This window comes from Mitsuaria sp. GD03876 (assembly GCF_029840635.1).
GTDB lineage: Bacteria > Pseudomonadota > Gammaproteobacteria > Burkholderiales > Burkholderiaceae_C > Roseateles.
The window spans coordinates 95,854-111,575 of record NZ_JAOCCU010000019.1; the positions used below are offsets into that span (position 1 = coordinate 95,854).

The following is a 15,722-nucleotide window of genomic DNA, read 5'->3' on the forward strand; positions in this document are numbered from 1 at the left end:
CCATCATGATCAAGCTCCCATGTTTCTCGAGACCCGCCCAGAGCGTCGACCTTCTGCGTTACGCCAGCACGACGCTGCTCGCTATGGCGTGTGGTCTGCTGCTGGTCGCCTGCGCGTCGACAACGCCCGTCCGCTCCAACCATGCGGTGTCCTACCAAGGACTGGAGAAGCGTAACGACCAGTCCATGGTGATTGCGCCCAAGCCGTCCGACCTTGGTCGCTATGGCGTGGCGATCATCGAAGCCGTTCAGATCGACGATGCCGTCGCCTCGGGCGTGTCTGCGGACACGTCCAAGCAGGTGATCGATGCTCTGCAAAACACTCTTGACAAGGAGGTGCGTCAGACCTTCAAGTTGAGTGATCGATCAACCGGAGGCGCTGCGGTTGTGCTTCGCGTACGAATCACCCGTATCACGGAGGCGTCTCCCGCTCTCAACGCGCTCACCACCGCACTGGTAGGGCCGCTTCGCAACGGCGCGCTTGCCGCAGAACTGGAAGCCGTCGACGCCGAGACTGGCCGGCAGTTGGCGCTGATGCTGTGGGCCGACTCCGGCGGCGTGGCCAAGGACTTCCTCGGCAGCTTCAACCGAAGCGCGCATGCGCGTGCGCTCGCCACGCGATTCGCCACGGACGCCAGCGCGTTCCTGGCTCCGTTGAACAGCGCGAAGAAACTTTAAGGTCGACACAATGCGGATGCCGCGCCTGGCGCCATCAGGCACGTCAACACAGGCGCCGCAACGCTCTGTCTGACTCACCGAACGGAAATACTCATGACCATCTACCTGTATCTCGGCGCCGCGATCGTCCTCGAAGTCATCGCCACCTCGTTTCTCAAGGCCTCCGAGGGGTTCACTAATCTGTGGCCGAGCCTGGCGACCGTCGCGGGGTACGCTGGCTCGTTCTATCTGCTGTCCTTGACGCTGAAAGTCTTGCCGGTGGGCATCGTCTATGCGCTCTGGTCCGGCACTGGCATCGTGCTCACGGCCATCGTGGCCTGGATCGTTTTCAAGCAGCGACTCGATGCAGCTGCGATCGTCGGCATGGCGTTGATCGTGGCCGGGGTGGTGGTGCTCAACGTGTTTTCCAAAAGCACGGCGCACTGATTGGTTTCGTCATCGGGATGGTCTGGTGAGGTTCTGCCGTGATGTGCAGAACGCCATCAGAGCCGAACTGAACTTGAGAGAGCGACGGCGGTGGTAACTCGACAACTGATGGCCGCACTGCTAGCCGTGTCCTTGACTGGCTGTTCGAGCTACAAGCCCTGGGTAAATCGCGTGCTCCCGGTTAGCAGATCCGATGCCGGAGTTGAGGTGAGGCAGGCGACGGCGCCGCGCCCCGTCATGGTGGCCGTTACCTTGTCCGGCGGCGGTGCCCGTGCGGCCGCGTTTGGCCTTGGTGTCCTGCGAGAGCTAAAGGCCACGCAGTTTCAGCTGGACGGTCATCCGACCACGCTGCTGGATCAAGTAGTGCTTGTCAGTGGTGTCTCCGGCGGCAGCATCCTGGCGGCGCATTTCGCTGCGTTTGGCGACGACACGCTGAGCCGATTCGAGCCGGACTTCCTGATGGTGCCTTTTGAAAGTCGATTGATCCGCGAGGCCCTCTGGCCCACGAGGCTCTACCGGATGACCTCCCCCTGGTATGGCCGGACCCAGGTCCTCGCACAGCGGCTCGACGAGCTCTATGGGGGACGGACCTTCGCAGACGTCAAGCGACGTCCAAGGGCCCCTGACCTGATGATCACGGCCACCGATCTCACCACTGGCGCACCGTTCGACTTCACGCCCGAGCAGTTTGACCTGATCTGCTCGGATCTGTCGCAGACGCCCTTGTCGTTCGCCGTCGCAGCCTCCTCGGCGGTACCGCTGCTGCTATCGCCCGTCACCGTGCGCAACTACGCCGACGATTGCGCCAGTCCGATCGCTACAAACGCGCAGACCGGCACCGACGAGGAGTACCGAGCCCGACTGCTGCGCCGCAATGCTGAGGGATATCGCAACGCCAAGGAGCGCCCCTTCATTCATCTGGTTGACGGCGGTGTGACGGACAACTTGGGGGTGCGACTCCTGCTGGACAGGCTGATTGTCGGCGGGTCCATGACGTCCAACTTCGCGGACGCCCCGGAAGGTTCGATACGTCGCCTGATCTTGATCACGGTGAACTCGGAGCGAGGGCTTGCGGAGCGTATCGACGGCAGCGACCGCATTCCGACGACGACCCAGGTGATGGAGTCCTTGATCTTCGGCGCTGGGTCGCGCGAGACGCAGATCACGCTGGCGATTGTCAACGACGACCTGCGGCGGTGGAGAGAGGAACTGGCGCGCACACGCGGCCGCGGCGGCAGTCCGTTCTCCGCAGATGCCGAAATGCATGTGGTCAGCGTCAGCCTCGATGATGTGCCAGACGACAAGATTCGGCACAGCCTGCTTCGAGTGCCCACCGCTTTCACCATCGAAGCGCGGGATGTTCGGCAACTGCAGGATGCCGGCGCCGAAGCGCTGCGTCGCTCGCCGGAGTTCCTTCAGGTGCGGCAGTCCCTAATACGGAATATGAACTTCCCGTAAAGCCGCCAAGCAGGTGAATCCTCCTGCGTTGACGCGCTCAAACGCCGAAGGCCTCGTACCCGGCCGTCTCCGGCGAGTCGGCGAAGTAGGCGACGCGCCGGTCGGGCAGGCAGAAGCAGCCGGTCAAGGCGCCAGGAAGCGGGCCGATGGCGCGGTCTCCGGCGCGTGATCGCACACGCTGGATCCTGAAGAGCTGTCGGGCTGGGGGCAGCCGATAGGGTGGGAGTTCATAAAAGGCATTGAAGTTCATCGTGGAGGGTCAGAGACCCTCCGCGCTGGCCAACGCCAACACCCGATCTGCCTGGCCCTGTTCGAGCGCCTGGCGGGGGGTGAGCCCGCCGAGGCCGCCGTGAGGGGTCTCCAGAAAAGCCAGCAGGGTCCAGCCATCGAGGGTGCCCAACGCCTTGGACAGCTTGGGGATCGCGTCCCACAGCGTCGGCTCGAACTGCCACACCGGCAGCCGGAAGCCGCGTTGCATGCGGGGCAGGCCGATAGCGCGCCCCTTGGCAATCCATGCGTTGATCGTCACTCGAGTGGTCCCGGCCAGCTTGGCCGCTTGTTCGGTGTTCACCATGTCGTTGGCCTCCAGGCGCGCGTTGCGCGCGGCCAGGCTGCTGCGTAGCAGAGCTTGGGTTTCAGAGGCCGAGACATAGGGTGTTGCTTGTTCGCCGGGCGCCACGTCAGGGCGCCGCGCGGAGGTTGTTGAGGGGTACGTCATCGTTTAGTCGCGCAATGCGTGCCAGCTAAGTGAACCCTCATGGGAGATTCCGGCCATCAACCTTCGCGGCGCTGAAAAAGCCGAGCGCTCGGCGGACCAGCGAGATGCTTCGGACCCGCCGTGGCGGCCTCAACCTCACTGATCGGTAGAACGTGTCCAGCAGACTGACGAGGTTGCGCAGGCGCAGCCGTCGGCTCAGCAGGAAGCGCTGGCAGCCGGTCAACAGCTCCAGCGTGGCGGTCCGGTAGGCCACCAGCCAGCGCTGCTGTTCCAGCGCAGCACTGATCTCGTTCAGAAAATGGGGCGGCAGCGAAACCGTCGCCGACTTGATGCGCTGCACCTCGCGCAGCACTTCCAGCATCGTGTCGTCGATGCCCAGTCCGCGCATCTCGCGGGCATGGCGAACCACCTCGTTCCAGCCGGCGGCGCCGGCCAGCCGCTCGCGCTCGGACACGCCATACCGGCGCAGCTGGCGCATCTCCGCCATGACTGAGTCCAGTCCGGCGTCGTGCACTGCAAGCAGGTGAAGGTTGTCCCAGGTCAAAACGGATAACTCAGTGAAGTTCGTTAAGTTCGATTATAGAAGCCGCCTCGCAGGACGCAAGTCCCGCGGCCGACTGGCGGCATTGGCGGTCTCCGGAGAACCGGAAGGAGATCAGGCACCAGTAGACATCCGGTTGAAACTCAATATCATTTACAACCAATCGTTGTAGATGGCTAGTACGCCAAGCCCCATGCGCGAACTCAGAGCACTTGCCACGCTGTTGAAGGCGGCCGAACTCGGCAGCCTCACCAACGCCGCCGCCGACCAGGGAATCACGCCGCAGGCGGCGAGCAAGACGCTGGCGCAGCTCGAAAGGCAGCTCGGCGTGAAGTTGCTAGAACGCACGACGCGGCGGCTGGCGCTGACGCCCGAAGGGCAGGTGCTCGTCGACGCGTCCCGGCCGGCGCTCGAAGCGATGAACGCGGCGCTGGACGCCGTGCGCAAGGCCTCGTTCAAACCGCTCACCGGCAACCTGACCATCGCCGCCCCCCGGATGGTGGTGTCGTCCGTGCTGGCGCCGCTCGTGGACGCCTTCAGTGCACTGCACCCCAAGCTGACCTTGTGTGTGAGGTCGGTCGACCAGGCCACGCCGGCGATTCATGGCGACGACGAGGTTTGCTTCAGCTTCGGGCCGGTACTCGAACCCGACGTCACCAGTTCAGCCCTGATGGAGGTGCTGATCCTGTACTGCGCTTCGCCGGGCTATCTGGCCAAGCATGGGGTGCCACCGTCCGTGGAGGCCCTGGCCGCGCGCCAGGCAGGCGCGCTGGCCCATGAGGTCCGCGAGGTGGCGGACGGCACGCAGCCCACGCCGATGCTGTCGACCAATGACGACCAACTGGAGTTGCAGATCGCCCGGTCCGGCCGGATGGCCATGGAGCTGATCTCGCTGCTGGCCATGCCCTACATCGAGGACGGCACCCTGGTGCCGCTTCCGTCGCTGGGGGTGAACGCCACCCACTTGTTCTTGTGCCGGCACAACGACGAAGTGCTGCCGCAGGTCGGGGCCTTCGTCGAGTTCGCGCTCGATCGGCTGGAAGGCAGCCAAGCCTTCGCACCCACCGAGACCCGCTTGGCCGCGCTGGAACGAGCCGCAACGCGCCGTCGGCCAGCGCCGAAGTCATTCCGGCGGCTGGAAGTGATCCCAGCGCAATGAGCAACGCCGTCGAGCAGTACGTCCTCGCGGCCGACCGTGACAACACGGTCAAAACCTATGCCGCTGCACTGCGCAACTTCGAGGAGGTCTGGAAGGGGCTGCTGCCGGCCACCGCCGACACGGTGGCGCGCTACCTCGCCGAGCACGCCGAGATCTACCGCCTCAGCACGTTGCGGCTGCACCTGGCCGCGCTGGCGCGCTGGCATGCCGACAACGGCTTTGCCGACCCCACGCGGTCGCCCCTCGTGCACAAGGTGCTGCGCGGCATCCGCGCCAAGCATGCGGTCCCTCAGAAGCGGGCGCGGCCGCTGCAGCTCGATGTGTTGGAGGGCGTGTCCGACTGGCTGCTGAAGGCGCAAGCCTCGGCACTCAAGCATGGGCGCAGGACCGAGTCGCTGCGCCGCAGCCGCGACCGGGCAATGCTGTTGCTGGGCTTCTGGCGAGCCTTCCGGTCGGACGAGCTGGCCAACATGCGCATCGAGGAGGTCGAAGCCCTGCGCGGCAAAGGGCTGACCTGCCGTCCGCGCAAGACCAAGACCACCGGCGAGGGCGAAGACCGGGCCTTCCACTGTCCGGCCCTGTCGCGGCTGTGTCCGGTGGACGCATACCTCGACTGGATGGAGCTAAGCGGGCTCAAGACCGGCCCGGTTTTCCCGGGCATCGATCGCTGGGGCCATGTGTCCGGCGAGCACATGCTCAGCAAGGCCGTGCTGCCGCTGCTGCGCCGCATCCTGCACGAGGCCGGCGCCGAGGAAGCGGCCAGCTACTCTAGCCATTCGCTGCGGCGGGGCTTCGCGAACTGGGCCAGCGGCAATGGCTGGGACCTGAAGGAACTGATGGAGCACGTGGGCTGGCGGGACGTCAGTTCCGCGTTGCGCTACGTCGATGTGTCGCAGGACACCCTGAAGTCGAAGTTCGAGCGCGGCTTGGCCGCCAGCGTGCCGCCGGCGCCTCAGGTGCCGGAGCAGGCGCCCGCCGCGGCCCCGGCCGCAGACCGGCAGGTCGCAACGATTCACCTGCGCCTGTTGCTGACAAAGCCGGGCGGATCCCGGCGCGGCACGGAGCGCGCCCAGAAGCAGATCGAGACAGTGCACCTCGCGAAGTTCGGCGTGCGCCAGATCGACCGAGACGGCAAAAGATTCGAACTCCAAGTGCCTTTCCATGACCGCGACAACCTGGACGACACGCTACTGGAACTTCTCGACGAGCTCTATCGCGTGGCGCTGGCCTGCGAATGCATGCTCGAAGCCTCCCTGCACGAGCCCGCGACCGACAGCACCTGGGACTGAGGCCCAGGTCACCGGCCATGGGGTGGTCGCATGACCACCGCCAAGGACACTGCCTATCCGTCCTTCAAGCCTGAGATCTCGACCGTCGAACTGGAGCGGAACTACACGCCGACGGAAGACGAGCTGAAATTCGTGCAGGGTCTGGTGAGCGGCCCGGCGCCGCAGACGGCCATGATGGTCCACTTGAAGATGCTTCAGGTCATGGGCCGACTCATGAAGGTGCCTGAGGTACCGCAGGTCATCCGCAGTCACGTTGCGCACTGCTTGACCTTCCCGCGAGCGCCGACCTTGAAGGAGATGGGGCGGTTCGAACGCGGCGGCAACCGGGCGACCAAGATCCGCAAGCTCCGGGAGTTCCTGGACATCCGGCCGCTGCAAGAGAAAGGCTTCGCCTGGCTCAAGCACGTCGCCGAGGAAGCCGCCGAGATCCAGCACTCGGTCGCCGACATCATCAACGTGATGCTGGAGGAACTGGTCCGGCACCGCTACGAGCTGCCGGCCTTCGACACCCTCAAGCGGGCCGCTTTCGCCGCTCGCGAGAAGAGCAACGACCAGTACTTTCACGCCATCACTTCCAAGCTCGGGCCTGAGACCAAGGCTCAGATCGACCGCCTGATGAAGGTCGAGGCCGGCGCGCAGACCAGCGCCTGGCACTCGCTGAAGCGCGAGCCCAAGAAGCCGACCAACAAGGAAACCCGCATCTACCTGCAGCACATCGAGATGCTGAAGGCGATCGTCGAGACGCTGCCCAAGCCGGCGATCCCCATCCCGAAGCTGCGCCAGTTCAGGTACATGGCGCGGGCGCTGGACGCCTCGGAGATGGCCGAGCTGAAGCCCCAAAAGCGCTACGCGCTGGCCGTGGTCTTCATCCGGTCGCAGTATTCGAAGTCGCTCGACGACGCGGCGCTGCTGTTCATCAAGATGTTCGGCGGCCTGGAGAACCTGGCCCGCAACAAGCTGCTGGTCCACCAGGAGGGGCGCGCGGAGAAGGTCGACAGCCTGATCGAGCTGCTGTTGAACGTCATGCAGGCGTACAAGATCGACGGCACGTCGGAACAGCGCGTCACCGCCATCGACAGCTCCCTGACCTGGGAGGTCGACGACGTCATCAAGGAGTGCCTGGACCATCTGGCCTACGCCGGGAAGAACTACCTGCCGTTCATGGCGGAGCCCTACAAGTTCATCCGCGCCCAGTTACTGAACTGCTTGCTGATCGCGGATCCGCAATCCAGCAGCGACGACCGTGTCACCGACAGGCTGCTGTCGGCGCTGCGGCTGCTCAAGAACAGCCGGGCCGAGCGAGTCACGCTGGAAGAGCTGCAGTTGGTCGAGAAGCGCGACTTCGCCTGGATGCCCCAGCAGTGGAAGAAGCTGGTGTTCCTCAAGTCGGCCGAGGCCGGCAAGCCCGACGTGCTGCACCGGCGCTTCTTCGAGATCGCGGTCCTGCAGATGATCCGCGACGAGTTGAAGTCCGGCGACTTGGTGGTGCGTTTCGGGGAGCAGTTCGATGACTACCGCGAGCAGCTGGTCGACGAGGAGACCTATGAGAGGGAGCTGCCGCGATATGCCGAGGTCACGGAACTCGATACCGATCCCAAGGCCTTCTGCGAGGCCCTGCAAAACGAGTTGCTCGCTGTCTCACGTGAAGTCGACCTGGCCTGGCCGGAGAACGCCCATGCGGAAATCGTCGATGGCCGCCTGTCCCTGAAGAAGCCGGCGAAGGTGTCGGCGCATCCCGATGCGACGCGGCTGCAGGAGGAACTCGACAAGCGCTTGAGGCCCGTGGGCATCATCGATGTGCTGATGGCCGTCGAGAGCTGGTTGGACCTGCACAAGATGTTCAAGCCGCTGGCGGGCACCGAAAGCCGCCTGGAAGACCTGCGCGTGCGGGTCATCATGGTGCTGTTCTGCTACGGCTGCAATCTCGGGCCTGCACAGCTGTCGCGGTCCATCCGCAGCCTCAGCGCCAAGCAGTTGGCTTGGATCAACCTCAAGTACGTCACCGAGGATCTGCTGGACAAGGTCACCGACAAGGTCATCAACAAGTTCAGCGAGTTCGAGCTGCCCGGCTACTGGGGCACCGGCGAGCACGCGTCGGCCGACGGCACGCGGTTCAACCTCTATGAGCGCAACCTGCTCAGCGAGTACCACATCCGCTATGGCGCCTACGGCGGCATCCAGTACACACGGGTGTCCGACAAATTCATCGCGCTGTTCAGCCACTTCATCAGCTGCGGCACCTACGAGGGTCTTTTCATCCTCGACCATCTGAACGTCGACGAGTCCGAGCAAGTCTCGATCCGGCCCAGCAAGCTGCATGGCGACACCCACCAGCAGAGCTATGCCGCGTTCGCGATGTCCAAGCTGATCGGCGTCCAGCTAATGCCACGCATCCGCGCCATCCACAACCTGGACTTCTTCCGTCCGACCAAGTCGGCCAGGTACGAGAACATCGACAGCCTCTTCAAGGGCACGATCGACTGGAAGTTGATCGAGACCCACTTGCCGATGATGTTCAAGATCGGCGTGTCCATCAAGCTGGGCCGGCTGACGCCTTCGACCATCCTGCGGCGCCTGGGCACCCACAGCCGCAAGAACAAGCTGTACTTCGCGTTCCAGGAGCTGGGCAAGGTCCTGCGCACCATCTTCCTGCTCAAGTACATCAGCGACGTCGACCTGCGCCGGTTCATCAACGCAGAGACCAACAAGAGCGAGCAGTTCAACGACTTCTTGAAGCTCGTCTTCTTTGCCAACGCCGGCCTGATCGCCGAGAACGTGCGCCACGAGCAGCAGAAGGTCATGAAGTTCGGTCACCTGATAGCCAACATGGTGATCCTCTACAACGTCCACGACATGGAGCGGGTCATCCGCGAGCTGCGGGACGAGGGCTTCCCGATATCGCCGGATGTGCTCCGCCACCTCACTCCCTACCGGCTCGGACACGTCAACATGCTGGGCGACTACGCGGTCGACCGGCGCCGGCGCGTCACGGACCTCATCGTCGAGCCGATCCTGGGAAAGAACGTCAATGGCGCAAGCAAGGATCTGGGCGGTGGCGATGGCTAGCCAGTCACTGCGGAACCATCGACGACACTGCGGTGATGTCGGCCTGCGCCGACGCCGTTGAAACCAGAACTCGCCGCAGTGGAGGCTTGAATCCTGAACGTTTTTCCGATGAAGGACGACGTCGTCGCGCTGGGGCGCCGCCATGGCTGACAACGGCATCGCCAAGGTGCAGCACTATGTACCGCAGTTCCTGCTCCGGCAGTTCGGCACTGGCAAGAAGGACCAACTGCAGGTCTTCGACAAGGCCACCGGCCGGACTTTCGTCACCAATGCGAAGAACGTCGCGAGCGAAAGCCGCTTCTACGACTTCCAGGTTGAGGAGGCCAAGCTGACCATCGAGCCAGCCCTGTCAAAGTTGGAATCGACGGCCAAGCCGCTGCTCGAGAGGATCGCCAAGGAAGACACGGTGGCCGGCTTCACCGCCATGGAGCGGGCGCAGCTGTGCGGGTTCTTCGCGGTGCAGTTCACCCGCACGAAAAACTACCGCGAGCGGTTCAAGTCCCTCAGTGACCTGGTGCTGGAGCGCGTCAAGGAGATGTCCCCGTCGGAGGAGGCGTTCGCCGAGTTCGCCAAGGGCGTCCCGGAACAGAACGAAAACGAGCTGAAGTTGATCACGGCCGAGTCGGTCATGGCGGCGCCGCGTGAGTTCGGGCCGATGTTCAACAACAAGACCTGGCACGTGCTGACGACGACCACGAAGCGGCCGTTTCTTCTTGGTGACAACCCGATCACGCTTCAAAACGCCACGGATATGCGGCCCTATGGGAACCTGGGCCTGGCGGTCAAGGGCATCGAGATCTATTTCCCGCTCACGCCCACGCGTGCGCTTGCCATGTGGTGTCCCAGCATTTCGGAGGGGATCATCAAGAGCGGCGAGCAGCTGGAGTTGCTTCGCAGCCGGGCACCTGAAATGCTGAAGGGCCTCAAGGATCAAGAGGGGCTTGAGCGTCTAGCCGCCGCGGTGACCAACGGCACGCCGCTGGCCTATGAGCCCGTGCACATCGAGAATTTCAATTCGCTGCAGGTCGCCAACGCCGAGCGCTATGTTTTCTCGAACGGGGAGAATTTTGAACTGGCCCGTCGGATGCTCTCCACGCATCCCCACCTGAGCAAGGGCCCTCGGATGAAGGCCTGACCAGGGGAGGGCTACCGCCGGTGAGCGGGCGAATGCGGCAATGTCTTCAGCCGGCCGGTAGTGCCCGATGGACTTGGTGGCCGCCGCTCATGGAGCCCTGCATCGGATCCTGGCTACCCTCAAGAAGAATTTTGGATTTCCTCTACGCCGACAACAACTTAAGTCGCTTTTGGCGTGAATTCACATGAATCCCGGCCGACCCTCATGTAGCTGCGAGGCCGTCAATGAGTCGATCGGATCAACCGAGCCGCTCGCCCAGCACCTTGCGAACCTGCTCGGCGAGGTCGCCCACGAGCATGACCGCCTTACGGGTTGTCGGATCCGCGCGCGTGCCGGCGAGCACTGCGCTCGACAACCGGCATTCCCTGAGCAACTGCTCTGGCGCCACGGCGAGTTCCGCGCCGGGTCTGTCCATGGCAATGGTGAGGCGCAACACCTGCAGCTGATGCTCGACGTCTCCCAGATGTCCGGCAAGCTGGCGCTGCCAGGGTTGCGCGCGCGCGAGACCCTTCAAAAGTAGCGAGCCAGCTGCTGCAGATCCAGGATGTGCTTGGCCAGCTTCTCTACGCGGGCCTGATCGGGCTCGTCCTGACTCACGCCCTACTCGCTTTGCGGCGCCTCTCGCGCGCGGCCGGCCCCGGCGCCGAGGTCGGCGGCGTCAACCTCTCGACAAGCGTCCTCAGCGTAAGTGCTTCAGCCGCATGGCTGGCCGCTGCCTGCCGGGCCTCGTCCACTGCGAGGCGCAGTGCTGAGCCTTGCTTCTGCAGTTCTTCCTGTGCCTCCAGGGCGCGTTGCAGCGCGGTCGTCTTGGCGGTCAGCTCCATCTGCGCTCGGGTGGCGGTCTCCGCGTGCTCCAGCGACTGACGTCGCTCACGCGCCTCTACCTCGGACAGCTTGTCGCGCAGCCCGTCGGCAGCCTTGTCTGCGCGGGCACGCGCCTGACGCTCCTGCTCGATCTCCAACAAAGCCCGCCGCTCGGCAGCAGCTGCTCGTTCCTGGGCGACCTCAATGTCACCGCGGGCCTTGGCCAAGTCGGCGCTGAATGCGTCCTGCTGCCTTTGCTGCTGCGTGCGCGCCTGCTCAAGCTGGTCCTGCATCTCATGCGCACGCCCCTGGGTGGCGGCATGGGCGCGCCGCTCAGCCTCAAGTTCGGCTTGACCCTGGCGGATCGCTTCGTCGCGCTGGGTAAGTTGCTCACGCAGGGTCTCCGTGGTTTCCTGCGCCTGGTGGGCGGCGTGCTCTGCACGGGCCTGTGCCTCGCGCGCCATTTCACCCTCGGCCTGTAGCGCCAACCGCGCGCCGGCAAGCTCTGTCCTTGCAACCTCGGTCGCCTGACGCCAGAGCGCCGCAATGGCCTCGGCCGCCGTTGCCTTGACCCCTTCAGGCAGATCGGGATGCTCGACGTCCACCCGGGCCTTGTGACGCAGGTCGTCCCAGAACTTGGTGAGTTCCTCAGTCGGCACGTTCATCGAACCGCGCCGGACGTACTGGTACAGCTTGTTGCCGGTCGGCGTGATGCCGTGCCGAAAAAACAGCAGCACGCAGACCTCGCGGTACAGCGCACGCGTGTCGCTGAATTTGGCTTTCAGCAACTCGATCTCGGTAAGGATCTCTGATTCAATGCTCATGGTGTTGATACTACGCCGTAATACGTTATGAATTCAACATCATGTTTTGAAAGTTTGACATTATTGGTATAGTGTCAAATTCTTGGAAAGTGCGGGCTGGAAAATCCATGGAGACCACGCGGCACGACGAAACGAGCGCTCTGGCGCCCGCCGGACTCGCCGCAGTCGGTGAAATCGTCGTCGCTGATGCCCTTTCCGGCCGGCACGGCTCGAATCGGTCGCGCGCCGGCAATCGGCAACTCGACGCGGACACCGATCAGGAGGCGGTAATGGCCTGGCTGGCGCGGTTCGCCGATAGCCCAAACACACTGGCCAACGCCCGGCGCGAAGCAGAGCGCCTGCTTCTGTGGTCCTTGACCGAGCGGAGTAAGCCGCTGTCGTCGCTGGCCCACGAGGACCTGCTGATCTACCGCCGCTTCCTTGCCAACCCCCAGCCCGCCGAGCGGTGGGTGATGGCGCCCGGGCGCAAGGCTGGTCGACGTGATCCGCGCTGGCGTCCGTTTGCCGGGCCGCTGTCCGAGGCCAGCATCCGCCAGTCCATGGTGGTGTTGAACTCCATGATGTCGTGGCTGGTCGAGGCAGGATATTTGGCTGGCAACCCTCTCTCGCTGAGCCGAACACGCCGCAAGGCGCCTCCGCCGCGCGTGGTGCGCTTCCTGGAAGGCGATCTCTGGGAAGCCGTGCGGCAGACCATCCTGGCGCTGCCGCGGGTAACGCCTCGGCAGCGTGCCGTCTATGCCCGCGCCCGCTGGCTGTTCAGCCTGATGTTCCTCGGTGGGCTGCGGATCTCGGAGGTCGTCCGCAACGGCATGGCGAAATTCTTTGTGCGCTCGGACCCCAGGAGTGGCGAGCAGCGCTGGTGGCTGCAGGCCACCGGTAAGGGCGACAAGGAGCGGCTGATCCCCGCTACGACGGAGCTCATGGTCGAGCTGATGAGCTACCGACGTTCTCTGGAGCTGAGCGATCTGCCTCAGGCATCCGAGCCGTCGCCGCTAGTCTTCCCAGTCGCTTGGCGCCGTTCCGCCAGTTCGGTTTCGGCCTGGCCAGAGCCGCTGACCCGCAGCGCCATCCACGGCATCCTCAAGGAAGTCTTCGCGCTCGCTGCCGAGCAGTGGCGGCGCAGCGGCCGCGGGGACGCCCAGGCGGAAAAGCTCGAGGCCGCCTCCGCCCACTGGTTGCGGCACACCGCTGGCTCTGCCATGTCCAACCAGATCGACTTGAAGTACGTGCGCGACACGCTCGGTCATGTGTCGATCGCCACCACCAGCATCTACGTTCACGGCGAAGACGACGCTCGCCATGATGCAGTCAGCGGCGCGCACCGCATGAGTTGGGATGCGGTCGGCAGCGCTCGCCAAGCCTGACTGATGAATCAGACGCGATGTCACTCGCCTTTGTTGCGTCCAGCGTGACCTCGCATCGATCGGCATGTTCAGCCGCAACCTGGGCACCCGGTTCAGTGACTCTTTGAAGCCGGCTCGGCGCATTCTGAGCGCCAGACAGACTGGCGGAATGGCGGCCGACAATTGTCTCGAGCGGCGTTCAGCGACAACTATGGTGAGCAGCGGCAGCGCAGGATAGTTGGCGCCGGGCAGGCCGCGCAACACGTTGGGGCACCTTGATCCCCGTCTTGGTGGCCCGATGCCGTTCGGGGCGCCCAGCAATGAGTGTCCCCACCTGTCGATTGGGGCGACAGCCGGTTGCTCAAGCGGCATATCCACGCCGACGCAATCCCATACACGGACTGTTCGGCGTCGATGGCTGCGGCATTGACGAGCAAAGAACCGGCATTTTCGCCAGCAACTAGTTAAATCCACCCGGAAAACATGTGCATGTCAATGGGAAAAATAACAGAGCCAATGCCCCCTGGGGAATTCACCAATCATCATGGCCACAGATTGGCGCCCAAAATCGGCTTGCCTTGGTGGCGGGAAATTCGCTGACATGGCTGTTGCTGCAAACACATCTTATTTAGAAAGTGCAATCATGAAACCATCTAAAGCTGCCAGCATTCTTGCATTTTGCGCTGGACTAGTCGTTGCAAGCGCCTCCGATGCAGCGGTATACACATGGTCTTCAGTGCCGAGAATTCAGGATGGGCAAAATGTCCTGGAGCCGGTTCTAGTGACTGGATCGCGCATCTATTGGGGGACGGGTCGATTTGATTTGTCATGGCCCGCTCTTACGACCATTCAGTTTGACGGATCTGGCGGTGTGGGGACCGTTTCTAGCTACACACTTAGTGTTCTTGATCGCCAGGCAACTCTTGCATTCATCAAGCGCGCAAACGTCTGCACAGCACCAGGCCTCAGCCAAGCTGCCAAGGACACAACCGGTGGACATGATGTGCTTGACCGCTGGCAAACAGCCAATGAAGTCTTTACGAAGGGATATGCGCTGGATGCCATGGCCATGTTTTACTACGACAAAGCCGTCCCTCCCATTTCTATAATTATTGATGGCAAGGCCTACAAGGGATTCAAGATGTGGTACAAGGATGGCTACAGTGAAACCTGGGTGATGATGCCAAACTGGTCGACTGCATCGGTGAAGCTGTTCCCGGATCCGGCGCCGGGTTCTCTGAAGCCTGACGGCCCTGGATGCATGGAGTCTTGACTTATGACTGAAATTCGTCTTCGGCCGATGTATCGCTGGCTTCTTGGTCTCGGCCTTGCTGGTGCATTGATTCTTATGCTACCGATACGCGTTGCAGAGCCGGAGTCTGAAGCGCCGAAGACGATTCGTTCAAATGATGCGGCTCAGGTGGTGGTTCCAGCTTCCGTTGCTCAGCTCGTTGGCGATCCCCTTGGTGGCAATGATCTGGAGTCGAACGCAAATCGCGGACGGTCTGCGGATAATTTGCATGCAGCGCTCCTGAATGATTTCAACAATCTGACAAACGGCAGGGCTTTCGCGGAGAAGCATTGGCAGAATCGCGATCATGGCGGATCGCTGTATGTTCGGACTCTTCTCAAACAATGTGAATTGGCCGCCGATTCTGGCGATGTGCTGAAGAAGGGTGACATTGATTTTTCGAAGCTCCCTCAAGAGGAATTTGTCGCCGCCAGCAAGGCGCTGGCAAGTCTTCAGGCGAGATGCTCCCAATTTACGACGGATGACTATCAGAAATACATCGTCGCGAAGGCATCGGCGCCAGGTGATTCGCATGACCCCTACAACACCTTGCTGCGCGACTTTTTGAAGGCGGCTCGACTTGACCAAGATGCCAAGCGCGGAGCGGTTGCCAGTTTGGTCGAGAGACCTGATCCGTTGATTTTTGAAGAGATCGGTGCGCGCCTGTCGATGACAAAGTTATCCGGCGAGGGTGTAATATTTTTTGACGGCATCAACTATCCAATACGCGACAATCCAGAGATTTTGTCTGCATACAAATTGGTCCCTTGCGGCTTGGGATTGCGTTGTGATGATAGTGATTTTGAAGTTGTCTTATCCTGCGCAACAGGGCGAGGTTGCTTTGCAAGTCGATTTGAAATGATCAAGCGAAATGATCTTGGGAACGACCCAATCCGCTACCAGAAAGTTATCGGGCTATATTCTCAAATGATTGAGGCCATCAATAAGAAGAATATTGGAGCGTTCGTGACCGAGCCTCACAACTGAGCTG

Annotated in this window: 14 protein-coding genes; 10 read left to right on the forward strand and 4 right to left on the reverse strand. The window is 62.7% G+C overall.

Features of this window, described 5'->3' with window-relative positions; all coding sequences use genetic code 11:
* Positions 1–5: 5 nt before the first annotated feature.
* The 3 genes from N5D62_RS13980 to N5D62_RS13990 all read left to right on the forward strand — a co-directional run bounded on the left by N5D62_RS13980 (position 6) and on the right by N5D62_RS13990 (position 2,561).
* Positions 6–677 carry a DUF3313 family protein gene (locus tag N5D62_RS13980; RefSeq protein WP_279758439.1) on the forward strand — a complete coding sequence of 224 codons (672 nt, stop codon included), beginning with the start codon at positions 6–8 and terminating at the stop codon, positions 675–677.
* A gap of 93 nt (positions 678–770) precedes the next feature.
* On the forward strand, positions 771–1,103 hold the full coding sequence (locus N5D62_RS13985; RefSeq protein WP_279758440.1) for an SMR family transporter: 333 nt from the start codon (positions 771–773) through the stop codon (positions 1,101–1,103).
* Positions 1,104–1,340: 237 nt separating this feature from the next.
* Positions 1,341–2,561 carry a patatin-like phospholipase family protein gene (locus tag N5D62_RS13990; protein ID WP_279758441.1) on the forward strand — a complete coding sequence of 407 codons (1,221 nt, stop codon included), beginning with the start codon at positions 1,341–1,343 and terminating at the stop codon, positions 2,559–2,561.
* Between the two features lie 259 nt (positions 2,562–2,820).
* On the opposite strand, the gene N5D62_RS13995 is transcribed toward N5D62_RS13990, so the two are convergent.
* Together N5D62_RS13995 and N5D62_RS14000 are read right to left on the reverse strand one after the other, a co-directional pair.
* Positions 2,821–3,279, reverse strand: a complete 459-nt coding sequence (locus N5D62_RS13995; protein WP_279758442.1) for a hypothetical protein — start codon at positions 3,277–3,279, stop codon at positions 2,821–2,823.
* A 37-nt stretch (positions 3,280–3,316) separates the two neighbouring features.
* Positions 3,317–3,766, reverse strand: coding sequence for a hypothetical protein (locus N5D62_RS14000; protein WP_279758443.1), 450 nt, complete (start codon positions 3,764–3,766; stop codon positions 3,317–3,319).
* Between the two features lie 247 nt (positions 3,767–4,013).
* On the opposite strand from N5D62_RS14000, the gene N5D62_RS14005 reads away from it, so the two are divergent.
* The 4 genes from N5D62_RS14005 (at position 4,014) to N5D62_RS14020 (ending at position 10,469) form a co-directional block, all read left to right on the forward strand.
* The gene (locus N5D62_RS14005; protein WP_279758444.1) at positions 4,014–4,979 is read left to right on the forward strand and encodes a LysR family transcriptional regulator; all 966 of its coding nucleotides are present in this window, start codon (positions 4,014–4,016) and stop codon (positions 4,977–4,979) included.
* Positions 4,976–6,268 (forward strand): site-specific integrase, encoded by a 1,293-nt coding sequence (locus tag N5D62_RS14010; protein WP_279758445.1) that lies wholly within the window; start codon positions 4,976–4,978, stop codon positions 6,266–6,268. The genes N5D62_RS14005 and N5D62_RS14010 overlap by 4 nt, the downstream gene beginning before the upstream one ends.
* A gap of 30 nt (positions 6,269–6,298) precedes the next feature.
* Positions 6,299–9,334: a Tn3 family transposase gene (locus N5D62_RS14015; RefSeq protein WP_279758446.1), complete on the forward strand. Its 3,036-nt coding sequence runs from the start codon at positions 6,299–6,301 to the stop codon at positions 9,332–9,334.
* Between the two features lie 142 nt (positions 9,335–9,476).
* On the forward strand, positions 9,477–10,469 hold the full coding sequence (locus tag N5D62_RS14020) for a DUF4238 domain-containing protein (RefSeq protein ID WP_279758447.1): 993 nt from the start codon (positions 9,477–9,479) through the stop codon (positions 10,467–10,469).
* Between the two features lie 238 nt (positions 10,470–10,707).
* Here N5D62_RS14020 and N5D62_RS14025 read toward each other — a convergent pair whose 3' ends face one another.
* The gene (locus N5D62_RS14025) at positions 10,708–10,983 is read right to left on the reverse strand and encodes a hypothetical protein (protein WP_279758448.1); all 276 of its coding nucleotides are present in this window, start codon (positions 10,981–10,983) and stop codon (positions 10,708–10,710) included.
* A gap of 79 nt (positions 10,984–11,062) precedes the next feature.
* Positions 11,063–12,097 (reverse strand): DNA-binding protein, encoded by a 1,035-nt coding sequence (locus tag N5D62_RS14030; RefSeq protein ID WP_279758449.1) that lies wholly within the window; start codon positions 12,095–12,097, stop codon positions 11,063–11,065.
* A 107-nt stretch (positions 12,098–12,204) separates the two neighbouring features.
* Between N5D62_RS14030 and N5D62_RS14035 the strand changes: the two genes are divergently transcribed.
* The 3 genes from N5D62_RS14035 to N5D62_RS14045 all read left to right on the forward strand — a co-directional run bounded on the left by N5D62_RS14035 (position 12,205) and on the right by N5D62_RS14045 (position 15,718).
* Positions 12,205–13,461 (forward strand): tyrosine-type recombinase/integrase, encoded by a 1,257-nt coding sequence (locus N5D62_RS14035; RefSeq protein WP_279758450.1) that lies wholly within the window; start codon positions 12,205–12,207, stop codon positions 13,459–13,461.
* Positions 13,462–13,984: 523 nt separating this feature from the next.
* Positions 13,985–14,713, forward strand: coding sequence for a hypothetical protein (locus N5D62_RS14040; RefSeq protein WP_279758451.1), 729 nt, complete (start codon positions 13,985–13,987; stop codon positions 14,711–14,713).
* Positions 14,714–14,716: 3 nt separating this feature from the next.
* Complete coding sequence (locus tag N5D62_RS14045; protein WP_279758452.1) at positions 14,717–15,718, forward strand: hypothetical protein; 1,002 nt, start codon at positions 14,717–14,719, stop codon at positions 15,716–15,718.
* Positions 15,719–15,722 lie beyond the last annotated feature (4 nt).

Excerpts from the sequence above, each read along its gene's own strand:
- N5D62_RS14040 (WP_279758451.1), top strand. The coding sequence starts at position 13,985 with ATGGCCACAGATTGGCGCCCAAAATCGGCTTGCCTTGGTGGCGGGAAA.
- N5D62_RS14030 (WP_279758449.1), bottom strand. The coding sequence starts at position 12,097 with ATGAGCATTGAATCAGAGATCCTTACCGAGATCGAGTTGCTGAAAGCC.
- N5D62_RS14000 (WP_279758443.1), bottom strand. The coding sequence starts at position 3,766 with ATGGCGGAGATGCGCCAGCTGCGCCGGTATGGCGTGTCCGAGCGCGAG.
- N5D62_RS14045 (WP_279758452.1), top strand. The coding sequence starts at position 14,717 with ATGACTGAAATTCGTCTTCGGCCGATGTATCGCTGGCTTCTTGGTCTC.
- N5D62_RS14015 (WP_279758446.1), top strand. The coding sequence starts at position 6,299 with ATGACCACCGCCAAGGACACTGCCTATCCGTCCTTCAAGCCTGAGATC.
- N5D62_RS14005 (WP_279758444.1), top strand. The coding sequence starts at position 4,014 with ATGCGCGAACTCAGAGCACTTGCCACGCTGTTGAAGGCGGCCGAACTC.
- N5D62_RS14010 (WP_279758445.1), top strand. The coding sequence starts at position 4,976 with ATGAGCAACGCCGTCGAGCAGTACGTCCTCGCGGCCGACCGTGACAAC.
- N5D62_RS13980 (WP_279758439.1), top strand. The coding sequence starts at position 6 with ATGATCAAGCTCCCATGTTTCTCGAGACCCGCCCAGAGCGTCGACCTT.
- N5D62_RS13995 (WP_279758442.1), bottom strand. The coding sequence starts at position 3,279 with ATGACGTACCCCTCAACAACCTCCGCGCGGCGCCCTGACGTGGCGCCC.
- N5D62_RS13985 (WP_279758440.1), top strand. The coding sequence starts at position 771 with ATGACCATCTACCTGTATCTCGGCGCCGCGATCGTCCTCGAAGTCATC.
- N5D62_RS13990 (WP_279758441.1), top strand. The coding sequence starts at position 1,341 with ATGGTGGCCGTTACCTTGTCCGGCGGCGGTGCCCGTGCGGCCGCGTTT.
- N5D62_RS14035 (WP_279758450.1), top strand. The coding sequence starts at position 12,205 with ATGGAGACCACGCGGCACGACGAAACGAGCGCTCTGGCGCCCGCCGGA.
- N5D62_RS14020 (WP_279758447.1), top strand. The coding sequence starts at position 9,477 with ATGGCTGACAACGGCATCGCCAAGGTGCAGCACTATGTACCGCAGTTC.